The organism is Aeromicrobium terrae, from assembly GCF_008039565.1.
Classification (GTDB): domain Bacteria; phylum Actinomycetota; class Actinomycetes; order Propionibacteriales; family Nocardioidaceae; genus Aeromicrobium; species Aeromicrobium terrae.
This window is the reverse complement of sequence record NZ_VDUX01000002.1, coordinates 1-15,223: the sequence shown is the minus strand read 5'-3', so window position 1 is coordinate 15,223 and position 15,223 is coordinate 1. Positions and strand designations below refer to the sequence as shown.

At 70.6% G+C, this 15,223-nt stretch carries 16 protein-coding genes and 2 tRNA genes; 15 read left to right on the top strand and 3 right to left on the bottom strand.

Going from position 1 to position 15,223, the window contains the following annotated elements:
• Positions 1-8: 8 nt before the first annotated feature.
• The 6 genes from FHP06_RS03595 to FHP06_RS03570 all read left to right on the top strand — a co-directional run bounded on the left by FHP06_RS03595 (position 9) and on the right by FHP06_RS03570 (position 7,810).
• Positions 9-575, top strand: coding sequence for a GrpB family protein (locus FHP06_RS03595; RefSeq protein ID WP_147683924.1), 567 nt, complete (start codon positions 9-11; stop codon positions 573-575).
• Positions 576-740: 165 nt separating this feature from the next.
• The gene (gene leuA / locus FHP06_RS03590; RefSeq protein WP_147683923.1) at positions 741-2,477 is read left to right on the top strand and encodes a 2-isopropylmalate synthase; all 1,737 of its coding nucleotides are present in this window, start codon (positions 741-743) and stop codon (positions 2,475-2,477) included.
• 95 nt (positions 2,478-2,572) lie between these two features.
• Positions 2,573-3,655 carry a saccharopine dehydrogenase family protein gene (locus FHP06_RS03585; protein WP_147683921.1) on the top strand — a complete coding sequence of 361 codons (1,083 nt, stop codon included), beginning with the start codon at positions 2,573-2,575 and terminating at the stop codon, positions 3,653-3,655.
• A 1-nt stretch (position 3,656) separates the two neighbouring features.
• The gene (gene amaB, locus FHP06_RS03580; RefSeq protein ID WP_147683919.1) at positions 3,657-5,198 is read left to right on the top strand and encodes an L-piperidine-6-carboxylate dehydrogenase; all 1,542 of its coding nucleotides are present in this window, start codon (positions 3,657-3,659) and stop codon (positions 5,196-5,198) included.
• Between the two features lie 9 nt (positions 5,199-5,207).
• Positions 5,208-7,376 carry a thiamine pyrophosphate-dependent enzyme gene (locus FHP06_RS03575; RefSeq protein WP_147683917.1) on the top strand — a complete coding sequence of 723 codons (2,169 nt, stop codon included), beginning with the start codon at positions 5,208-5,210 and terminating at the stop codon, positions 7,374-7,376.
• Positions 7,373-7,810, top strand: coding sequence for a VOC family protein (locus FHP06_RS03570; protein ID WP_147683915.1), 438 nt, complete (start codon positions 7,373-7,375; stop codon positions 7,808-7,810). The genes FHP06_RS03575 and FHP06_RS03570 overlap by 4 nt, the downstream gene beginning before the upstream one ends.
• On the opposite strand, the gene FHP06_RS03565 is transcribed toward FHP06_RS03570, so the two are convergent.
• A complete protein-coding gene (locus FHP06_RS03565; protein ID WP_147683913.1) occupies positions 7,807-8,205 on the bottom strand; it encodes a DUF3052 family protein in 399 nt (132 codons plus the stop codon). The two genes, FHP06_RS03570 and FHP06_RS03565, sit on opposite strands and share 4 nt — an antisense overlap.
• A gap of 48 nt (positions 8,206-8,253) precedes the next feature.
• Here FHP06_RS03565 and recO point away from each other — a divergent pair, with 48 nt between their 5' ends.
• Together recO and FHP06_RS03555 are read left to right on the top strand one after the other, a co-directional pair.
• The gene (recO, locus tag FHP06_RS03560; RefSeq protein ID WP_147683912.1) at positions 8,254-8,982 is read left to right on the top strand and encodes a DNA repair protein RecO; all 729 of its coding nucleotides are present in this window, start codon (positions 8,254-8,256) and stop codon (positions 8,980-8,982) included.
• Positions 8,982-9,749, top strand: a complete 768-nt coding sequence (locus FHP06_RS03555; protein ID WP_147683910.1) for an isoprenyl transferase — start codon at positions 8,982-8,984, stop codon at positions 9,747-9,749. The genes recO and FHP06_RS03555 overlap by 1 nt, the downstream gene beginning before the upstream one ends.
• Here FHP06_RS03555 and FHP06_RS03550 read toward each other — a convergent pair.
• Positions 9,734-10,171 carry a MerR family transcriptional regulator gene (locus FHP06_RS03550; protein ID WP_147683908.1) on the bottom strand — a complete coding sequence of 146 codons (438 nt, stop codon included), beginning with the start codon at positions 10,169-10,171 and terminating at the stop codon, positions 9,734-9,736. The genes FHP06_RS03555 and FHP06_RS03550 overlap by 16 nt on opposite strands.
• Positions 10,172-10,225: 54 nt before the next feature.
• On the opposite strand from FHP06_RS03550, the gene FHP06_RS03545 reads away from it, so the two are divergent.
• From FHP06_RS03545 to FHP06_RS03515, 7 genes are all read left to right on the top strand, one after another.
• A complete protein-coding gene (locus FHP06_RS03545) occupies positions 10,226-11,056 on the top strand; it encodes an NAD(P)/FAD-dependent oxidoreductase (RefSeq protein WP_147683906.1) in 831 nt (276 codons plus the stop codon).
• Between the two features lie 46 nt (positions 11,057-11,102).
• The gene (locus FHP06_RS03540; RefSeq protein ID WP_147683904.1) at positions 11,103-11,882 is read left to right on the top strand and encodes a fumarylacetoacetate hydrolase family protein; all 780 of its coding nucleotides are present in this window, start codon (positions 11,103-11,105) and stop codon (positions 11,880-11,882) included.
• A complete protein-coding gene (gene gltX / locus FHP06_RS03535) occupies positions 11,875-13,356 on the top strand; it encodes a glutamate--tRNA ligase (RefSeq protein WP_147683902.1) in 1,482 nt (493 codons plus the stop codon). Before FHP06_RS03540 ends, gltX begins: the two co-directional genes overlap by 8 nt.
• Before the next feature lie 68 nt (positions 13,357-13,424).
• Positions 13,425-13,496, top strand: a tRNA-Gln gene (locus FHP06_RS03530).
• Positions 13,497-13,573: 77 nt separating this feature from the next.
• Positions 13,574-13,649: transfer RNA gene (locus tag FHP06_RS03525), tRNA-Glu, on the top strand.
• Positions 13,650-13,714: 65 nt separating this feature from the next.
• The gene (locus FHP06_RS03520) at positions 13,715-14,107 is read left to right on the top strand and encodes a DUF1761 domain-containing protein (protein ID WP_147683900.1); all 393 of its coding nucleotides are present in this window, start codon (positions 13,715-13,717) and stop codon (positions 14,105-14,107) included.
• A 75-nt stretch (positions 14,108-14,182) separates the two neighbouring features.
• Positions 14,183-15,100: a V-type ATP synthase subunit I domain-containing protein gene (locus FHP06_RS03515; RefSeq protein ID WP_147683898.1), complete on the top strand. Its 918-nt coding sequence runs from the start codon at positions 14,183-14,185 to the stop codon at positions 15,098-15,100.
• Here the strand turns inward: FHP06_RS03515 and FHP06_RS03510 are convergent.
• Positions 15,097-15,223 (bottom strand): integrase core domain-containing protein (locus FHP06_RS03510; RefSeq protein ID WP_147683896.1); only part of this gene is annotated, 127 nt, incomplete at its 5' end. The two genes, FHP06_RS03515 and FHP06_RS03510, sit on opposite strands and share 4 nt — an antisense overlap.

Genomic DNA, 15,223 nt, shown 5'->3' with positions numbered 1-15,223 from the left:
TTGGGGGCATGGTCGACGAGGGGGTCCTGATCGGCGGGCGGCAGCCGCGCGACATCGTCATCGCCGACTACGACGAGGCCTGGCCGCGCCGGTTCGAGGCCGAGCGCGACCGGATCCTCGAGGCGCTCGGGACCCGCGCGGTCCGCGTCGACCACGTGGGCTCCACGAGCGTCCCTGGCCTGGCCGCCAAGCCGATCGTCGACATCGACCTGAGCGTCGAGGACGTGGAGGACGAGGCGGCCTACGTGCCCGACCTGGAGGCCGCGGGCTACGTCCTGCGGGTCCGCGAGCCCGGCCACCGCATGGTGCGCACCCCCGAGCTCGACGTCCACGTGCACGTCTGCGCTGCGGGCAGCGAGTGGGAACGGCGCCACCTGCTGTTCCGCGACCACCTGCGCCGGCACCCCGACGACCGCGCGCTCTACGAAGGAGTCAAGCGCGAGCTCGCCACCCGGACCTGGGCGGACATGAACGACTACGCCGACGCGAAGGACGACGTCGTCGCGGCGATCATGGCTCGCGCGGAGGCGTGGGCCGAGGAGACGAGCTGGTCGGTCTCGTCCACGGACGGATAGCGCCTGCTACATTGGTTGCACCATGCGTCACGCGAACCTCCTGCTTCGCTGCCGCGCCGAGGTCCTCTAGGTCGGACTCCTCGTCGCGGGTTCTCGTCATGACCGGCCGCCCAGTGCGTAGGCACCGCCACCACTGAAATCCCCGTTCTGACTCGAGGACCTTCCATGGAGAACAACGTCGTATCGCCCCAGCAGCCGTCGCCCATGCCGTTCGGCCGCTACCGATCCTTCACCCCCATCGACCTGCCCGACCGCACCTGGCCGTCGAACCGCATCACCGAGGCGCCGCGCTGGTTGTCCACCGACCTCCGCGACGGCAACCAGGCCCTGATCGACCCGATGACGCCGGCCCGCAAGCGCCGGATGTTCGACCTGCTCGTCCGCATGGGCTACCAGGAGATCGAGGTCGGCTTCCCGTCGGCCAGCGAGACCGACTTCGCGTTCGTCCGCTCGCTGATCGAGGAGGACGTCATCCCTGAGAACGTCACGATCTCGGTGCTGACCCAGGCTCGCGAGGACCTGATCGAGCGCACGGTGCAGTCGCTGGTCGGCGCACCGCGGGCCAACGTCCACCTGTACAACGCGCTGGCGCCGCTGTTCCGCCGCGTCGTGTTCAACGCGTCGCGCGACGACGTCCGCGCCATCGCCACCCGCGGCACCGAGATGGTGATGAAGTACGCCGAGGAGCTGCTGCCCGACACCGCGTTCGGCTACCAGTACAGCCCGGAGATCTTCACCGGCACCGAGCTCGACTTCTCCGTCGAGGTCTGCAACGCCGTGATGGACGTGTGGCAGCCCGAGGACGGCCGCGAGATCATCCTGAACCTGCCGGCCACGGTCGAGATGGCCACGCCCAACACGTACGCCGACCAGATCGAGTGGTTCGGCCGCAACGTCGACCATCGCGAGCACGTCGCCATCTCGCTGCACCCGCACAACGACCGCGGCACCGCCGTCGCGGCCACGGAGCTGGCGATGATGGCCGGCGCCGACCGCGTCGAGGGCTGCCTGTTCGGCCACGGCGAGCGCACCGGCAACGTCGACCTGGTCACGCTGGGCATGAACCTGTTCAGCCAGGGCATCGACCCGCAGATCGACTTCAGCGACATCGACGAGATCCGTCGCACGGTGGAGTACTGCACGAACCTGCCGGTCCACCCGCGCCACCCGTACGCGGGCGACCTGGTCTACACCGCCTTCTCCGGCTCCCACCAGGACGCCATCAAGAAGGGCCTGGAGGACCTGGAGCGCAAGGCCGCCGAGGAGGGCGTCTCGGTGCGCGAGGTCGCCTGGGAGGCGCCGTACCTGCCGATCGACCCGTTCGACGTCGGCCGCACGTACGAGGCGGTCATCCGCGTGAACAGCCAGTCCGGCAAGGGCGGCGTCGCGTACATCATGAAGGCGGAGCACCAGCTCGACCTCCCGCGCCGGCTGCAGATCGAGTTCAGCCGGATCGTGCAGGAGATGACCGAGGGCGAGGCCGGCGAGGTCGAGCCGGACGAGATCTGGTCGGCGTTCGAGAAGGAGTACCTCACCCGTGAGGAGCCGTTCTCGCTCGTCGGGTTCAGCTCGGAGACCGACTCCGACGGCAAGCAGCGCCAGGTCGTGGAGCTGCTGATCAACGGCAAGCCGGAGACGCTCGAGGGCATGGGCACCGGACCGGTCGACGCGTTCATCGCCGGCGCCCGCGCCGCGGGGTCCGACGAGATCCGCGTGCTGGACTACAGCGAGCACGCGCTGTCGTCGGGCGAGAACGCGCTCGCGGCCGCCTACACGGAGTGCGAGATCGCCGGCACCACGGTGTGGGGCGTCGGCGTCCACGCGAACATCGTGATGGCGTCGCTGCGCGCGATCGTGTCGGCCGCGAACCGCGCCCATGCGATCAACCACCCGCGCCCCTGACCCGATACCCTCGACGTGACGCCGATCACCCTTCGGCGCAGGTCTGTCGATTCGCGTGAGGCCCCCACCCGGGCCGGCGTGAGCGAGGAGGTTTCGTGGCGCGCATCATCAACCAGGTGGCCGTGTTCGGCCTGGGCAAGGTCGGCGAGCTCGTCGCCGTCCTGCTGGCCGACTCGGGGTTCAAGGTCGTCGGTCACGACGCCGCACCTCGCGAGGGTCTCGACTTCGAGACCCGCCCGCTCGACGTCAAGGACGCGGCCGGCGTGCGCGAGGCCCTGCGCGGCGTCGACGCCGTCGTCTCCTGCCTGCCGTACCACCTGAACGTCGACGTCGCCGAGGCGGCGCACGACACCGGTGTGCACTACTTCGACCTCACCGAGGACGTCCCCACCACGCAGCGCGTGATGGAGCTGTCGGCCGACAAGCCGGACGCCACGTTCGCGCCGCAGTGTGGGCTCGCCCCTGGGCTCATCGGGATCGTCGGGGCCTCGCTCGCGGCCGGGTTCGACGAGATCCGGTCCATCGAGCTCAAGGTCGGTGCGCTCCCGCAGAACCCCACGGGGCTGCTCGGCTACGCGTTCAACTGGTCGCCGGAGGGCGTCGTCAACGAGTACCTCAACGACTGCGAGGTGCTCCGGTCCGGCAAGCGCCAGATGGTGCCCGCCATGACCGAGAAGGAGCGGGTCTTCATCGCCGGCACCGAGCTCGAGGCGGCGCTCACGTCCGGCGGCCTCGGCACGATGTGCTCCACGTACGAGGGCCGGGTCAACCGGCTCGACTACAAGACCTTGCGGTACCCCGGCCACTTCCGCCAGATGCACTTCCTGTTCGACGAGCTCAACCTGCGCGACCAGCGCGACGTCGTGGGCCGGATGCTGGTGGACGCCAAGCCGCCGGTCAACGACGACGTCGTCTACCTGCACGCCGCGGTCGAGGGCCGCAAGGACGGCCAGCCGTTCCGCGAGAACCACGTCCGGGCCTACCTGCCGATCGAGATCGGCGGACGCATCTGGCGCGCCATCTCCTGGACCACGGCCGCCTCCGCGGTCGCCGTCGTCGAGCTGGTGGCGGACGGCCGCCTGCCCCACGCGGGGTTCATCCGCCAGGAGGACATCGCCCTCACCGACCTGCACGCCACCAACGCCGGCCGACTGCTCGACGAGTCAGGAAGGATCTGACATGACCGACACCGCCACCCGTGCCCGCGAGATCCTCGAGCGCCTCGGCGCCGGCGACCCGTTCGACCCGGACGGGGAGGCCGGCGGGGGTGCCGGGCCGCGGGCGGCAGATGTGATCGTCTCCCGCTCGCCCATCGACGGCCAGGAGATCGGCCGCCTGACGCCGCACACGCCTGCGGAGGTCGCCGACGTCATCGGCCGCGCCCAGGGCGCGTTCGAGCAGTGGCGGACCGTGCCGGCCCCGGTCCGCGGGGCCCTCGTGCGTGAGCTCGGCGAGCTCCTGCGCGAGCACAAGGAGGACCTCGGCGCCCTCGTGTCCATCGAGGCCGGGAAGATCGTCTCCGAGGGCCTCGGCGAGGTGCAGGAGATGATCGACATCTGCGACCTGGCCGTCGGTCTGTCGCGCCAGCTGCACGGCCTCACGATCGCCACGGAGCGTCCCGGTCACCGGATGATGGAGCAGTGGCACCCGCTGGGTGTCGTGGGTGTCATCTCGGCGTTCAACTTCCCGGTCGCGGTGTGGTCGTGGAACAGCGCGCTCGCGTTCGTCTGCGGCGACGCCGTGGTGTGGAAGCCGTCCGAGAAGACCGTGCTCACCGCACTGGCCTGCCAGGCGCTGCTCACCGAGGCCGCTCGTCGGGTCGGCGCGCCGGAGCAGATCTCGTCCGTGCTCATCGGCGAGCGCGAGGTGGGCGAGGCGCTGGTCGACGATCCGCGCGTGCCGCTCGTCTCGGCCACCGGGTCCACCCGGATGGGCAAGCAGGTCGCGCCGCGCGTGGCCGCCCGTCTCGGCCGCAGCCTGCTCGAGCTCGGCGGCAACAACGCGGCGATCGTGGCGCCGAGCGCCGACCTCGACCTCGCCGTGCGGGGCATCGTGTTCTCCGCCGTCGGCACGGCCGGCCAGCGGTGCACGTCGCTGCGCCGCGTCATCGCGCACGAGTCCGTCCGCGACGAGCTCGTCGAGAAGCTCAAGGCCGCGTACGAGACGCTGCCCATCGGCTCGCCGCTTGAGCCGTCCACGCTGGTCGGCCCGCTGATCGACGAGTCCGCCACGTCGGCGTTCCTCGCCGCGATCGAGCAGGCGCAGGCCGACGGCGGCACGCTGGTCACCGGTGGTGAGAAGGCGGACGGCGTGGCCGGGGGACAGTATGTCCGGCCCGCGATCGTCGACATGCCCAAGCAGACCGACATCGTGAAGGCCGAGACGTTCGCACCGATCCTCTATGTGTTGACCTACCGCGACCTCGACGAGGCCATCGCGCTGCACAACGACGTTTCCCAGGGCCTGTCGTCGTCGATCTTCACGCTCGACGTGCGGGAGGCCGAGACGTTCGTGTCGGCGATCGGCTCCGACTGTGGCATCGCCAACGTGAACATCGGTCCGTCGGGTGCGGAGATCGGGGGAGCGTTCGGCGGCGAGAAGGACACCGGTGGCGGCCGCGAGTCCGGCTCGGACGCGTGGCGCTCCTACATGCGCCGCGCCACCAACACGGTGAACTACTCCACCGAGCTGCCGCTCGCGCAGGGCGTCGAGTTCGTCTGAGGCCGTGCGGTGACCGACGCGATCGACGACCACTTCCGGTCCACGGTCGCGTCCTGGCTGCCCGGCGACGGTCCCGCACCGGCTGACCCGGCGCCGCTGCTGGCGCTGTTCGACGCCCAGGTCGTCAGCCGGCACCTCGACTTGGCCGCCCGCGTGCTGCAGACGGTCGGCGAGGGCTTCTACACGATCGGGTCGTCGGGGCACGAGTCCAACGCGGCCGTCGCGATGGCACTGCGGCCCACCGATCCCGCGCTGCTGCACTACCGCTCCGGCGGCTTCTACGTCGCCCGGGCCGCGCAGGTCGACGGCACCGACCCGATCGCCGACGTCCTCAACGGCGTTGCCGCCGCCGCGGCGGACCAGATCTCCGGCGGCCGGCACAAGGTGTTCGGCAACAAGGAGCTGTCGATCATCCCGCAGACGTCGACGATCGGCTCGCACCTGCCGCGCGCGTTCGGGCTGGCGTACGCCCTCGGGCGGCGCGACGCCGGCACCTGGTCCGCGTGGCCGGGCGACGCCGTCGTGGTCACGAGCTTCGGCGACGCCTCGCTCAACCACTCCACGACTCTGGGCGCGCTGAACGCCGCCGGCTACCTGGCCCACCAGGGCGTCCCCGTGCCGCTGCTCGCGGTGTGCGAGGACAACGCCCTCGGGATCAGCACGCCCAGCCCGCACGGCTGGGTCGAGCGTCGTCTGGCCGCCCTGCCGGGGTTCCTGCACCTCGCGGTCGACGGCAGCCGTCCCGACGAGCTCCTGGAGGCGACGGCCGCGATCACGCAGCACGTCCGCTCCACGCGCCAGCCTGCCGTGCTGCACCTGCGCACCGTGCGGTTCATGGGGCACGCCGGGTCCGACGCCGAGGTCGCGTACCGGACGTCGCGGGAGATCGCCGACGACCTCGAGCGTGACCCGCTGCTCGCCACCGCGCGTCGCCTCGTCGAGACCGGTGCGCTGTCACCGTCCGACGTGCTCGATCGCTACGAGAGCGCGCGCGTCGAGGTCGAGGAGGCCACCAAGCGGGTCATCGGCTCGCCCCGTCTCACCACGGCCGAGGCGGTGACCGCGCCACTCGACCGCTCCGTCACCTCGGACGTCGTCGTCGCCGAGGACGAGGCGCGCCGGGCCGCGTTCGAGGGCCGCCTGCCCGAGGACGCCGGGCCGCTCACCCTCGCACAGACCATCAACGCCGCGCTCAAGGACGTCCTGGCAGCCCACCCGGAGGCGGTCGTGCTGGGGGAGGACGTCGGCCGCAAGGGCGGCGTCTACGGCGTCACCCGCGGCCTGTCCAAGGTGTTCGGCCGTGAACGCGTCCTCGACACGCTGCTCGACGAGCAGACCGTGCTCGGCACCTCGCTGGGGCTCGCGCTCGCCGGCCGGCTTCCGATCCCGGAGATCCAGTACCTCGCCTACGTGCACAACGCCGAGGACCAGCTGCGCGGCGAGGCGGCGACGCTGCCGTTCTTCAGCGACGGGCAGTACGAGAACGGGATGGTCGTGCGGGTCGCCGGCCTCGCCTACCAGAAGGGCTTCGGCGGCCACTTCCACAACGACAACGCGCTCGCGGTGCTGCGGGACGTCCCGGGTCTGCGGCTCGCCGTGCCGAGCCACCCGCACGGGGCCGCCCGGTTGTTGCGCGAGTGCGTCCGGCTCGCGCGTGACGAGGGCCGGGTCTGTGTGTTCGTCGAGCCCATCGCGCTGTACCACCGGCGCGACCTGTTCGAGGAGGGCGACGCGGTCTGGACCGCGCCGTACGAGCCCGCCGGGACCGACGACGTCGGCGCGCACGTCGGCGAGGTCGGCGTCAGCGGCGACGGTCGTGACTGCCTGATCGTGACGTTCGGCAACGGGGTGCCGATGAGCCTGCGCGCCGCGCTGCGGCTGGCTGCCGAGCACGTCGACGTGACGGTGCTGGACCTGCAGTGGCTGTCGCCGCTGCCCACCACGGCGCTGCTCGAGGTCGCGTCCGGGTACGACCGCGTGCTCGTGGTCGACGAGACGCGCGCCAGCGGGGGAGTCTCGGAGTCCGTCGTGACCGCCCTCGTCACCGGCGGGTACCGCGGGCACGTCGACCGGGTCACGAGCGCCGACAGCTTCGTGCCGCTCGGCCCCGCGGCCGACGCCGTCCTGCTCGGCGAGGACGACATCGTGTCGGCGGTCCGGGGCATGGTGGGGTCATGACCCGAGAGATCCAGGTGACCTTCGACTGTGCCGATCCCGCCGCGCTGGCCGCGTTCTGGGCGGAGGTGCTCGGTTACCACCTCCAGCCGCCGCCGGGCGACTTCGAGTCCTGGGACGCCGCGCTCGAGGCGTTCGGCGTCCCGCGCGAGGAGTGGAACAGCCGCTCGGCGATCCTGCCCACCGACGGCGGCGGGCCGCGCGTGTTCTTCCAGCGCGTCCCCGAGGGCAAGACCGCCAAGAACCGGGTGCACCTCGACGTCCGCGCTGCGCCCGGGCTCCAGGGTGACGAGCGGATGGCCGCCCTCGAGACCGAGTGCACCCGCCTCGAGGCTCTCGGCGCCACCCGCGCCTACCGGATCGAGCCCGCCCCGCCGCTCGAGACCGGCTTCATCACGATGCACGACCCGGAGGGCAACGAGTTCTGCCTCGACTAGCGGACGCGGTTCTCCTTGCGCCAGACGATCTTGAGACCGGACCAGTCCTCGTCGATCGCGGCGACCTTCACGTCCACCATGCCGAGCTCGAGGGCGGCGTCCCGGATGGCGTTCTCGTCGACGTCGCTGACGTGACCCGCGGCCTTGCGCGGCCACGCCACCCAGCAGGCGCCGGCGGGAAAGATCTGCTCGCCCCAGCCGGGCATGGCGTCGAGCTCCGATGCTGCGCGGACGAACACCACCAGGACGTCGCACGGCCCACCGGCCACGTGCGTGGCCTCGTGCGGTCCGTCGAAGTGCCAGTCCGGATCGGCGCCGTGGACGCACAGCCGCATGCCGGCCTTGATGCCGAGCTTCTTCAGCTGCGGCGTCCCTGAGTACCCGGCGTCCGCCATGCGCCGACGATACGGCTGTTCGTGGGTGGCAGGCGGCAGAATGGTCGGGTGAGCCTCTACAGGGACAGCGGTGTCGTGCTGCGCACCCACAAGCTGGGCGAGGCCGACCGCATCATCACCCTGCTCACCCGCGAGCGCGGGCTGGTCCGCGCGGCCGCCAAGGGCATCCGCAAGACCACGTCGAAGTTCGGCGGACGGCTCGAGCCGTTCATGTACGTCGACCTCCAGCTCGCCGAGGGGCGGACGCTGGACGTCATCACGCAGGTCGAGACCATCGCCCCGTTCGCGCGCGACCTCGGCGGCGACTACGCCGCCTACACCGCCGGCACCGCGATGCTCGAGACCGCCGAGCGGATGGTCAGCGAGGACGGCGAGCCGGCCGTCCAGCAGCTCCAGCTGCTCGTCGGCGCCCTGCGCGCGCTGTCGGAACAGCGCCAGACGCCGAGCCTGCTGCTCGACTCGTATCAGCTGCGCGCCCTGGCCATCGCCGGCTACGCGCCCACGTTCGACGCCTGCGCCCGCTGTGGCGCCGAGGGCCCGCATCGCGACTTCCACGCCGCGTCCGGCGGCATGCTCTGCTCCACCTGCCGGATGCCCGGCTCGGCGGCCCCGTCGCCGCCCACGGTGGCCCTGCTCGCCGCGCTGCTGAGCGGCGACTGGGAGAACGCCGCGCTCGCCGACGACCGGTCCCGTCGCGAGGCCGGCAGCATCGTCGCCGCCTACCTGTCCTGGCACCTCGAGCGCGGGCTGCGCTCGCTCAGCCACGTCGACCGCTGATGGCTGGTCGCACCCCACGCCGGCCCACGCCGCACCCCAGCGGCGCCACGCCACCGCGCCTGCCCGCCGACGCCGTGCCGGGGCACGTCGCCATTGTCATGGATGGCAACGGCCGCTGGGCCAAGGCGCGTGGCCTGCCGCGCACCGCCGGCCACGAGATGGGCGAGGCGGCGCTGTTCGACGTCGTCGAGGGCGCCATCGAGGTCGGCGTGAAGGCGGTGTCGGCGTACGCGTTCTCCACCGAGAACTGGAAGCGCTCGCCCGACGAGGTGCGGTTCCTGATGGGCTTCAACCGTGACGTCATCCGCCGGCGCCGCGACCAGATGCACGAGCTCGGCGTCCGGGTCCGGTGGGCCGGCCGGCGCCCGCGACTGTGGCGCAGCGTCATCAAGGAGCTCGAGGTCGCCGAGGAGATGACCCGGCACAACGACGTCCTCACCCTCACGATGTGCGTCAACTACGGAGGCCGCGCCGAGATCGCCGACGCGGCGGCGGCGCTGGCCCGCGACGTCAAGGCCGGCCGGGTCGACCCCGATCGGGTCACCGAGCGCACGTTCACCCGGTACCTCGACGAGCCCGACATGCCCGACGTCGACCTGTTCTGGCGCACGTCGGGGGAGCAGCGCACCAGCAACTTCCTGCTGTGGCAGTCGGCGTACGCCGAGATGGTGTTCTCCGACGTCGCCTGGCCCGACGTCGACCGCCTGGCGCTGTGGGCCGCGATCGAGGAGTACGCCCGCCGCACCCGTCGCTACGGCAAGGCCTGACTCGGCTCCATCGACCTCCAGGTGCCGCTGCCGTCGAGCACGTCGGTGACCATGGCGCGGAAGTGCGGACAGCGTGTGATGTCGTGCGCCTCGCACTTGAAGGCGTGAAGGGTCATGGCACGGGAGCGCCGCATCTCCTCCATCCGCCGGTCGAGCTCGGCGATGTGCTCCTGCAGGACCCGGTGGCGCTGTGGTCCGTGGTCGTCGTCGAGGAGCACGGCGATCTGCTCCAGGCTCATCCCGGCGGCCTTGCTGCGCAGGATGACGGCGATGCGCACGAGATCGTCGTCGCCGTAGCGGCGGCGGCCGGCGCCGTCCCGCTCGGGTTTCAGGAGCCCGACGTCCTCCCAGTGGCGCAGCACGTTGGTCTTCAGGCCGAAGCGAGCCGCGGTGTCGCCGATCGAGCGCAGACTTGACTTCATGTCGACATGAACTCACACGCTGGTCGCAGAACGCAATCAGCGAAGGAGATCCTCATGCACGACACCCTCGTCATCGGCGGCGGGCCCGCCGGCCTGCAGGCCGCCCTCACCCTGGGCCGCATGCACCGCGACGTCCTGCTCCTCGACTCCGGCGAGTACCGCAACGCGACGGTGGAGCACCTGCAGAACTTCATCACCCACGACGGCAGGGATCCGGCCGAGCTGCGGGCGCTCGCTCGCAAGGACGTCGCCGCGTACGCGACCGTGTCGCTCCGTGAAGGGCGGGTCGACACCGTGCGTCAGACGGAGGAGGGCTTCGAGGCCGTCCTCGGCGCCGAGGACGTCTCGGCCCGGACCCTCGTGCTGGCCACCGGCGTCCGCGACACCCTGCCGGACGTCCCGGGCGTCCAGGAGGCCTGGGGACGCGAGATCGCGCACTGCCCGTTCTGCCACGGACACGAGTTCGCGGGCCAGCGCGTCGTCCTGCTGGGGGAGAGCCAGCAGAGTGAGCACCTGTCCGGTCTGCTGGCCGGCATCGTGGGCGAGCTCGTCACGATGGCTCAGGAGGACGTCGTTCGTGTCGAGCGCACGTCGCCGGGCCTGCGCGTGCACCGCGCCGACGAGACCGTGATCGAGGCCGGCGGCATGTTCGTCGCGACCCAGGTCGCCCAGGCGGCGCCATTCGCCGAGCAGCTCGGCCTCGACCTCCTGCCGTCCGGGGCCGTGGAGATTGACGCGACCGGCCACACCAGCCTGCCGGGAGTCTTCGCGGCCGGCGACATGGCTCACGCCGCCGCGTCGCCGCCGATGGCCTCGATCATGACCGCCGCGGCCGCCGGCATGGTCGCCGGTGCGATGTGCCACATGGAGCTGGCCACGCGGTGACCTCACCGGCTCATCCGGCCACTCACGTGCCGGATAGTCTCGGACCGTGCGTGTAGCCAGGTTCGCGGGGGACGACGACCCCCGATTCGGTGTCATCGGCGACGACGACGGAGTGGCCACGATCGCCGTCCTGAAGGGCGACCCGCTCTACGCGGGGTTTGAGCTGACGGGCCAGAAGGTCCCGCTCGACGACGTGCGGCTGCTGGCTCCCGTGATCCCGCGGAGCAAGGTCGTCTGCGTCGGCAAGAACTACGCCAAGCACGCCGCCGAGATGGGTGGCGAGGTGCCGGCGGAGCCGCTGATCTTCCTCAAGCCCAACACCAGCGTCATCGGCCCGCAGGAGACGATCTTCTACCCCGAGCAGAGCGAGGACGTGCACTACGAGGGCGAGCTCGCCGTCGTCATCGGCCGTATCTGTCGCGACATCTCGGTCGAGGACGCCCCCAAGGTGATCTTCGGCTACACCGTCGCCAACGACGTCACCGCGCGTGACCTGCAGGCCAAGGACGGTCAGTGGGCGCGGGCCAAGGGCTTCGACACGTTCTGCCCGCTCGGCCCGTGGGTCGAGACGGACCTCGACACCTCGAACGTCCGGGTGACGACCGAGCTGAACGGTGACACTATGCAGGACGGCCGCACGTCGGACATGGTCTTCTCCGTCGCCGACGTCATCGCCTACGTCTCCAGCTTCATGACGCTCCTGCCCGGCGACGTCATCCTCACCGGCACGCCCGACGGCGTCGGCCCGATGGAGGTCGGCGACACCGTCAGCGTCACCGTCGAGGGCATCGGCACGCTCACCAACCGGGTGATGGCGCGTGACTGACACCAAGCCCGTCGTCGCCCGCTTCTGCCCGTCCCCCACGGGCAACCCGCACGTCGGCATGGCGCGCACCGCACTGTTCAGCTGGGCGTTCGCCCGCCACCACGGCGGCCGGTTCGTGTTCCGCATCGAGGACACCGACGCCAGCCGCGACTCCCAGGAGTCGTACGACCTGCTCGTCGACGTCATGCGCTGGCTCGGCCTCGACTGGGACGAGGGCGTCGAGGTCGGCGGCCCCAACGGCCCGTACCGCCAGAGCGAGCGGATGGACATCTACGCCGACGTCGCCCAGCGCCTCCTCGACGCCGGCTTCGCCTACAAGGCCTACGACACCGCCGAGGAGCTCGAGGAGCGTCGCAACGCCGCACGCGCCGCGGGCAGGCCGAGCGGGTACGACGGCCTGCACCGCGACCTCACGCCCGAGCAGCAGGCCGCCTACGAGGCCGAGGGTCGTGAGCCCGTCATCCGGTTCAAGATGCCGGCGAAGGACTGGACGTTCACCGACCTAGTGCGCGGCGACATCACGTTCGGCGCCGAGAACGTGCAGGACTTCGTGATCGTCCGCGCCAACGGGCAGCCGCTCTACACGCTGACCAACCCCACCGACGACGCGCTGATGGGCATCACCCACGTGCTGCGCGGCGAGGACCTGCTCAGCTCCACGCCGCGCCAGATCGCGCTGTACGAGGCGTTCGCCGAGATCGGCGTCGGCGACGGCTCCACGCCGGAGTTCGGCCACTTCCCGTACGTGATGGGCGCCGGCAACCGCAAGTTGTCCAAGCGCGATCCCGAGTCGAACCTGCTCGGCTACCGCGACCAGGGATTCCTGCCCGAGGGCCTGCTCAACTACCTCGCGCTGCTCGGCTGGTCCATCGCGGAGGACCGTGACGTCTTCACGCTCGCCGAGATGGTGGAGGCGTTCGAGATCGGCCGCGTCAACCCGAACCCGGCCCGCTTCGACCTGAAGAAGTGCGAGGCGATCAACGGCGATCACGTCCGCATGCTGTGCGCCGAGGACCTCCAGGGCCGCCTCGTGCCGTACTTCCAGGCCGCCGGGCTCGTCGACGCCGAGCCCACCGCGGAGCAGACCGATCTCCTGGCCGCGGCCGTGCCGCTGGTGCACGAGCGCATGGGCCTGCTCACCGAGGCCGTCGACATGCTGCGCTTCCTGTTCGTCACCGACGACGAGCTCACGATCGACGAGGCCGACCGCGAGAAGCAGCTCGACGAGGCCGGTCTCGGCGTCGTCCGCGCGGCGCACGACGCCCTCGCCGACGTGGGGGAGTGGACCACCCCGGCCATCGAGGAGGCCCTCCGCCTCGCCCTGGTCGAGGGCCTCGGGCTCAAGCCGCGGCTGGCGTTCGGCCCGGTCCGTGTGGCTGTGACGGGCAGCCGGATCTCACCGCCGCTGTTCGAGTCGCTGGAGCTGCTCGGGCGGCCCTCGACCCTCGCCCGTCTGGCCGCCGTCCTGGCCTGAGCCGATTGTGAGCGGCGGGGGCCCGTCGGGTAGAGTCATCACTCGGTCCGGGGGACGCCCGGAGCCTGTGGGGTATGGTGTAATTGGCAACACAGCGGTTTCTGGTACCGCCATTCTAGGTTCGAGTCCTAGTACCCCAGCGAAGCCTTCCGAGCAGGTCAGCAGCAGTTTCCCTGACGCGCTCTGGTACGGTTTCACCCGGTCTTCCAGACCACCTGGCCCCGTTGTGTAGCGGCCTAGCACGCCGCCCTCTCAAGGCGGTAGCGCGGGTTCGAATCCCGTCGGGGCTACCACCAGATCCCGGACCTCAGGGTCCGGGATCTGTCGTTTCAACAGGGGACCGGTCTACCGTGCTGCCATGGACGACTTCTCCTGGCTCGCCGTCATCATTGCGGCGATGGCGTTCTTCTTCATCGGCGCGATCTGGTACACCTTCCTGTTCCGCAAGCCGTGGATGGCCGACATGGGTATCCAGGCCGAGGGCCCGCCGCAGTCGCCAGGCCCGCAGCTGCTGATCGGCTCGTTCGTCGTGGCGCTCGTGCTCTCGGGGGTGATCGAGGCGCTCGTCGACGACGGCGGCACGTCGTGCGGCTTCTGGACCGGCGTCGGCGTCGGCGCGGCGATCGCCGCGGTGATGGGTCAGAACGCGCTCTACGACTCCCGGCCGCTCCGACTCTGGATCATCAACGCGGGCTACGCCTTCGTCGGCTCGGTGGTCGTCGGACTGATCGCGGGGGCCATCAGCGCCTGACTCGGGGGCCCTGGACACAGCGGCACGGTGCAGTAGCATCCATGCTCGTCGGTCGTCGACCTCGAGGAGAGCACCATGACGAAGCCGGGAGATGGTGAGGTGGGCGACTCCGGGACGTGGAAGGCGTCCGCCGAGTCGAAGGACAAGGCCAAGAAGCTGCGCATCTACGCGATCGTGCTCTGGCTGGCCGGCATCGCGGTCGAGATCGGCGCGATCTTCGGCCTCCTGCTCAACGACTCGATCCTCACCGAGAAGGCCACCGTCGACGACAAGGGCGTCCTGACGTCCACCAACGGGTTCCCGACATGGGCGTTCGCGCTGCTGATCGCCCTGCTCGTGATCGACGGCATCCTCGTCGTGATCGGCTCGATGCTCTGGAAGAAGGCCAACGAGTACGACCCGGCGTCCAAGGCCGACACGGTCCGCTTCTTCGTGCAGAACCAGCTGGGCGCGTTCATCCCGATCATCGCGTTCCTGCCGATCATCATCCTGATCTTCCTGAACAAGAACATGGACAAGACCCAGAAGGGGGTCGCGGGTGCGGTCGGCATCGTCGTCGCGCTGGCCGCCGTGGTCCTGGGCATCGACTTCAACCCGGAGTCGGTGGAGAAGTACACCGCGGAGAAGCAGGCCGTGATCCAGCTGCTCGGCAAGGACGAGGTCTTCTGGGCCGGCGGCGGTCAGGTCTATCACGTCTGCGGCAACGTGCCCGACCTCTCCGACAGCACCGTCGAGTCGGGCAAGACGGCCGATGCAGTCGCCGCGGGCAAGCCGCGCCTGACGCTGAAGCTGGAGTCGGAGCTGAAGGCCTGCAACCGCGCGGTGCCCAACAACGTCGACGAGATCGTGGCCGCCATCCGCGACGTCCAGCAGGGCAAGAGCGAGGAGCAGGTCCTGCCGTCGCCGGACTGGACGGGCGTCGACAACGCTCCGAGCGGCGGCGCGATCGACACCCTCAACGACGCGATCAAGGACGTGAAGGACGCGGCCTAGCTGTACTTCCCCGTGAGGTTGTGGACGCGGGCTGCGGGGACAAGGCCGTCGATAGCGGTGTGGGGTCGATGGTGATTGTAGTGATGGATCCAGGCGCCGTAGGTTGCTGCGCGAGCTTCGTCT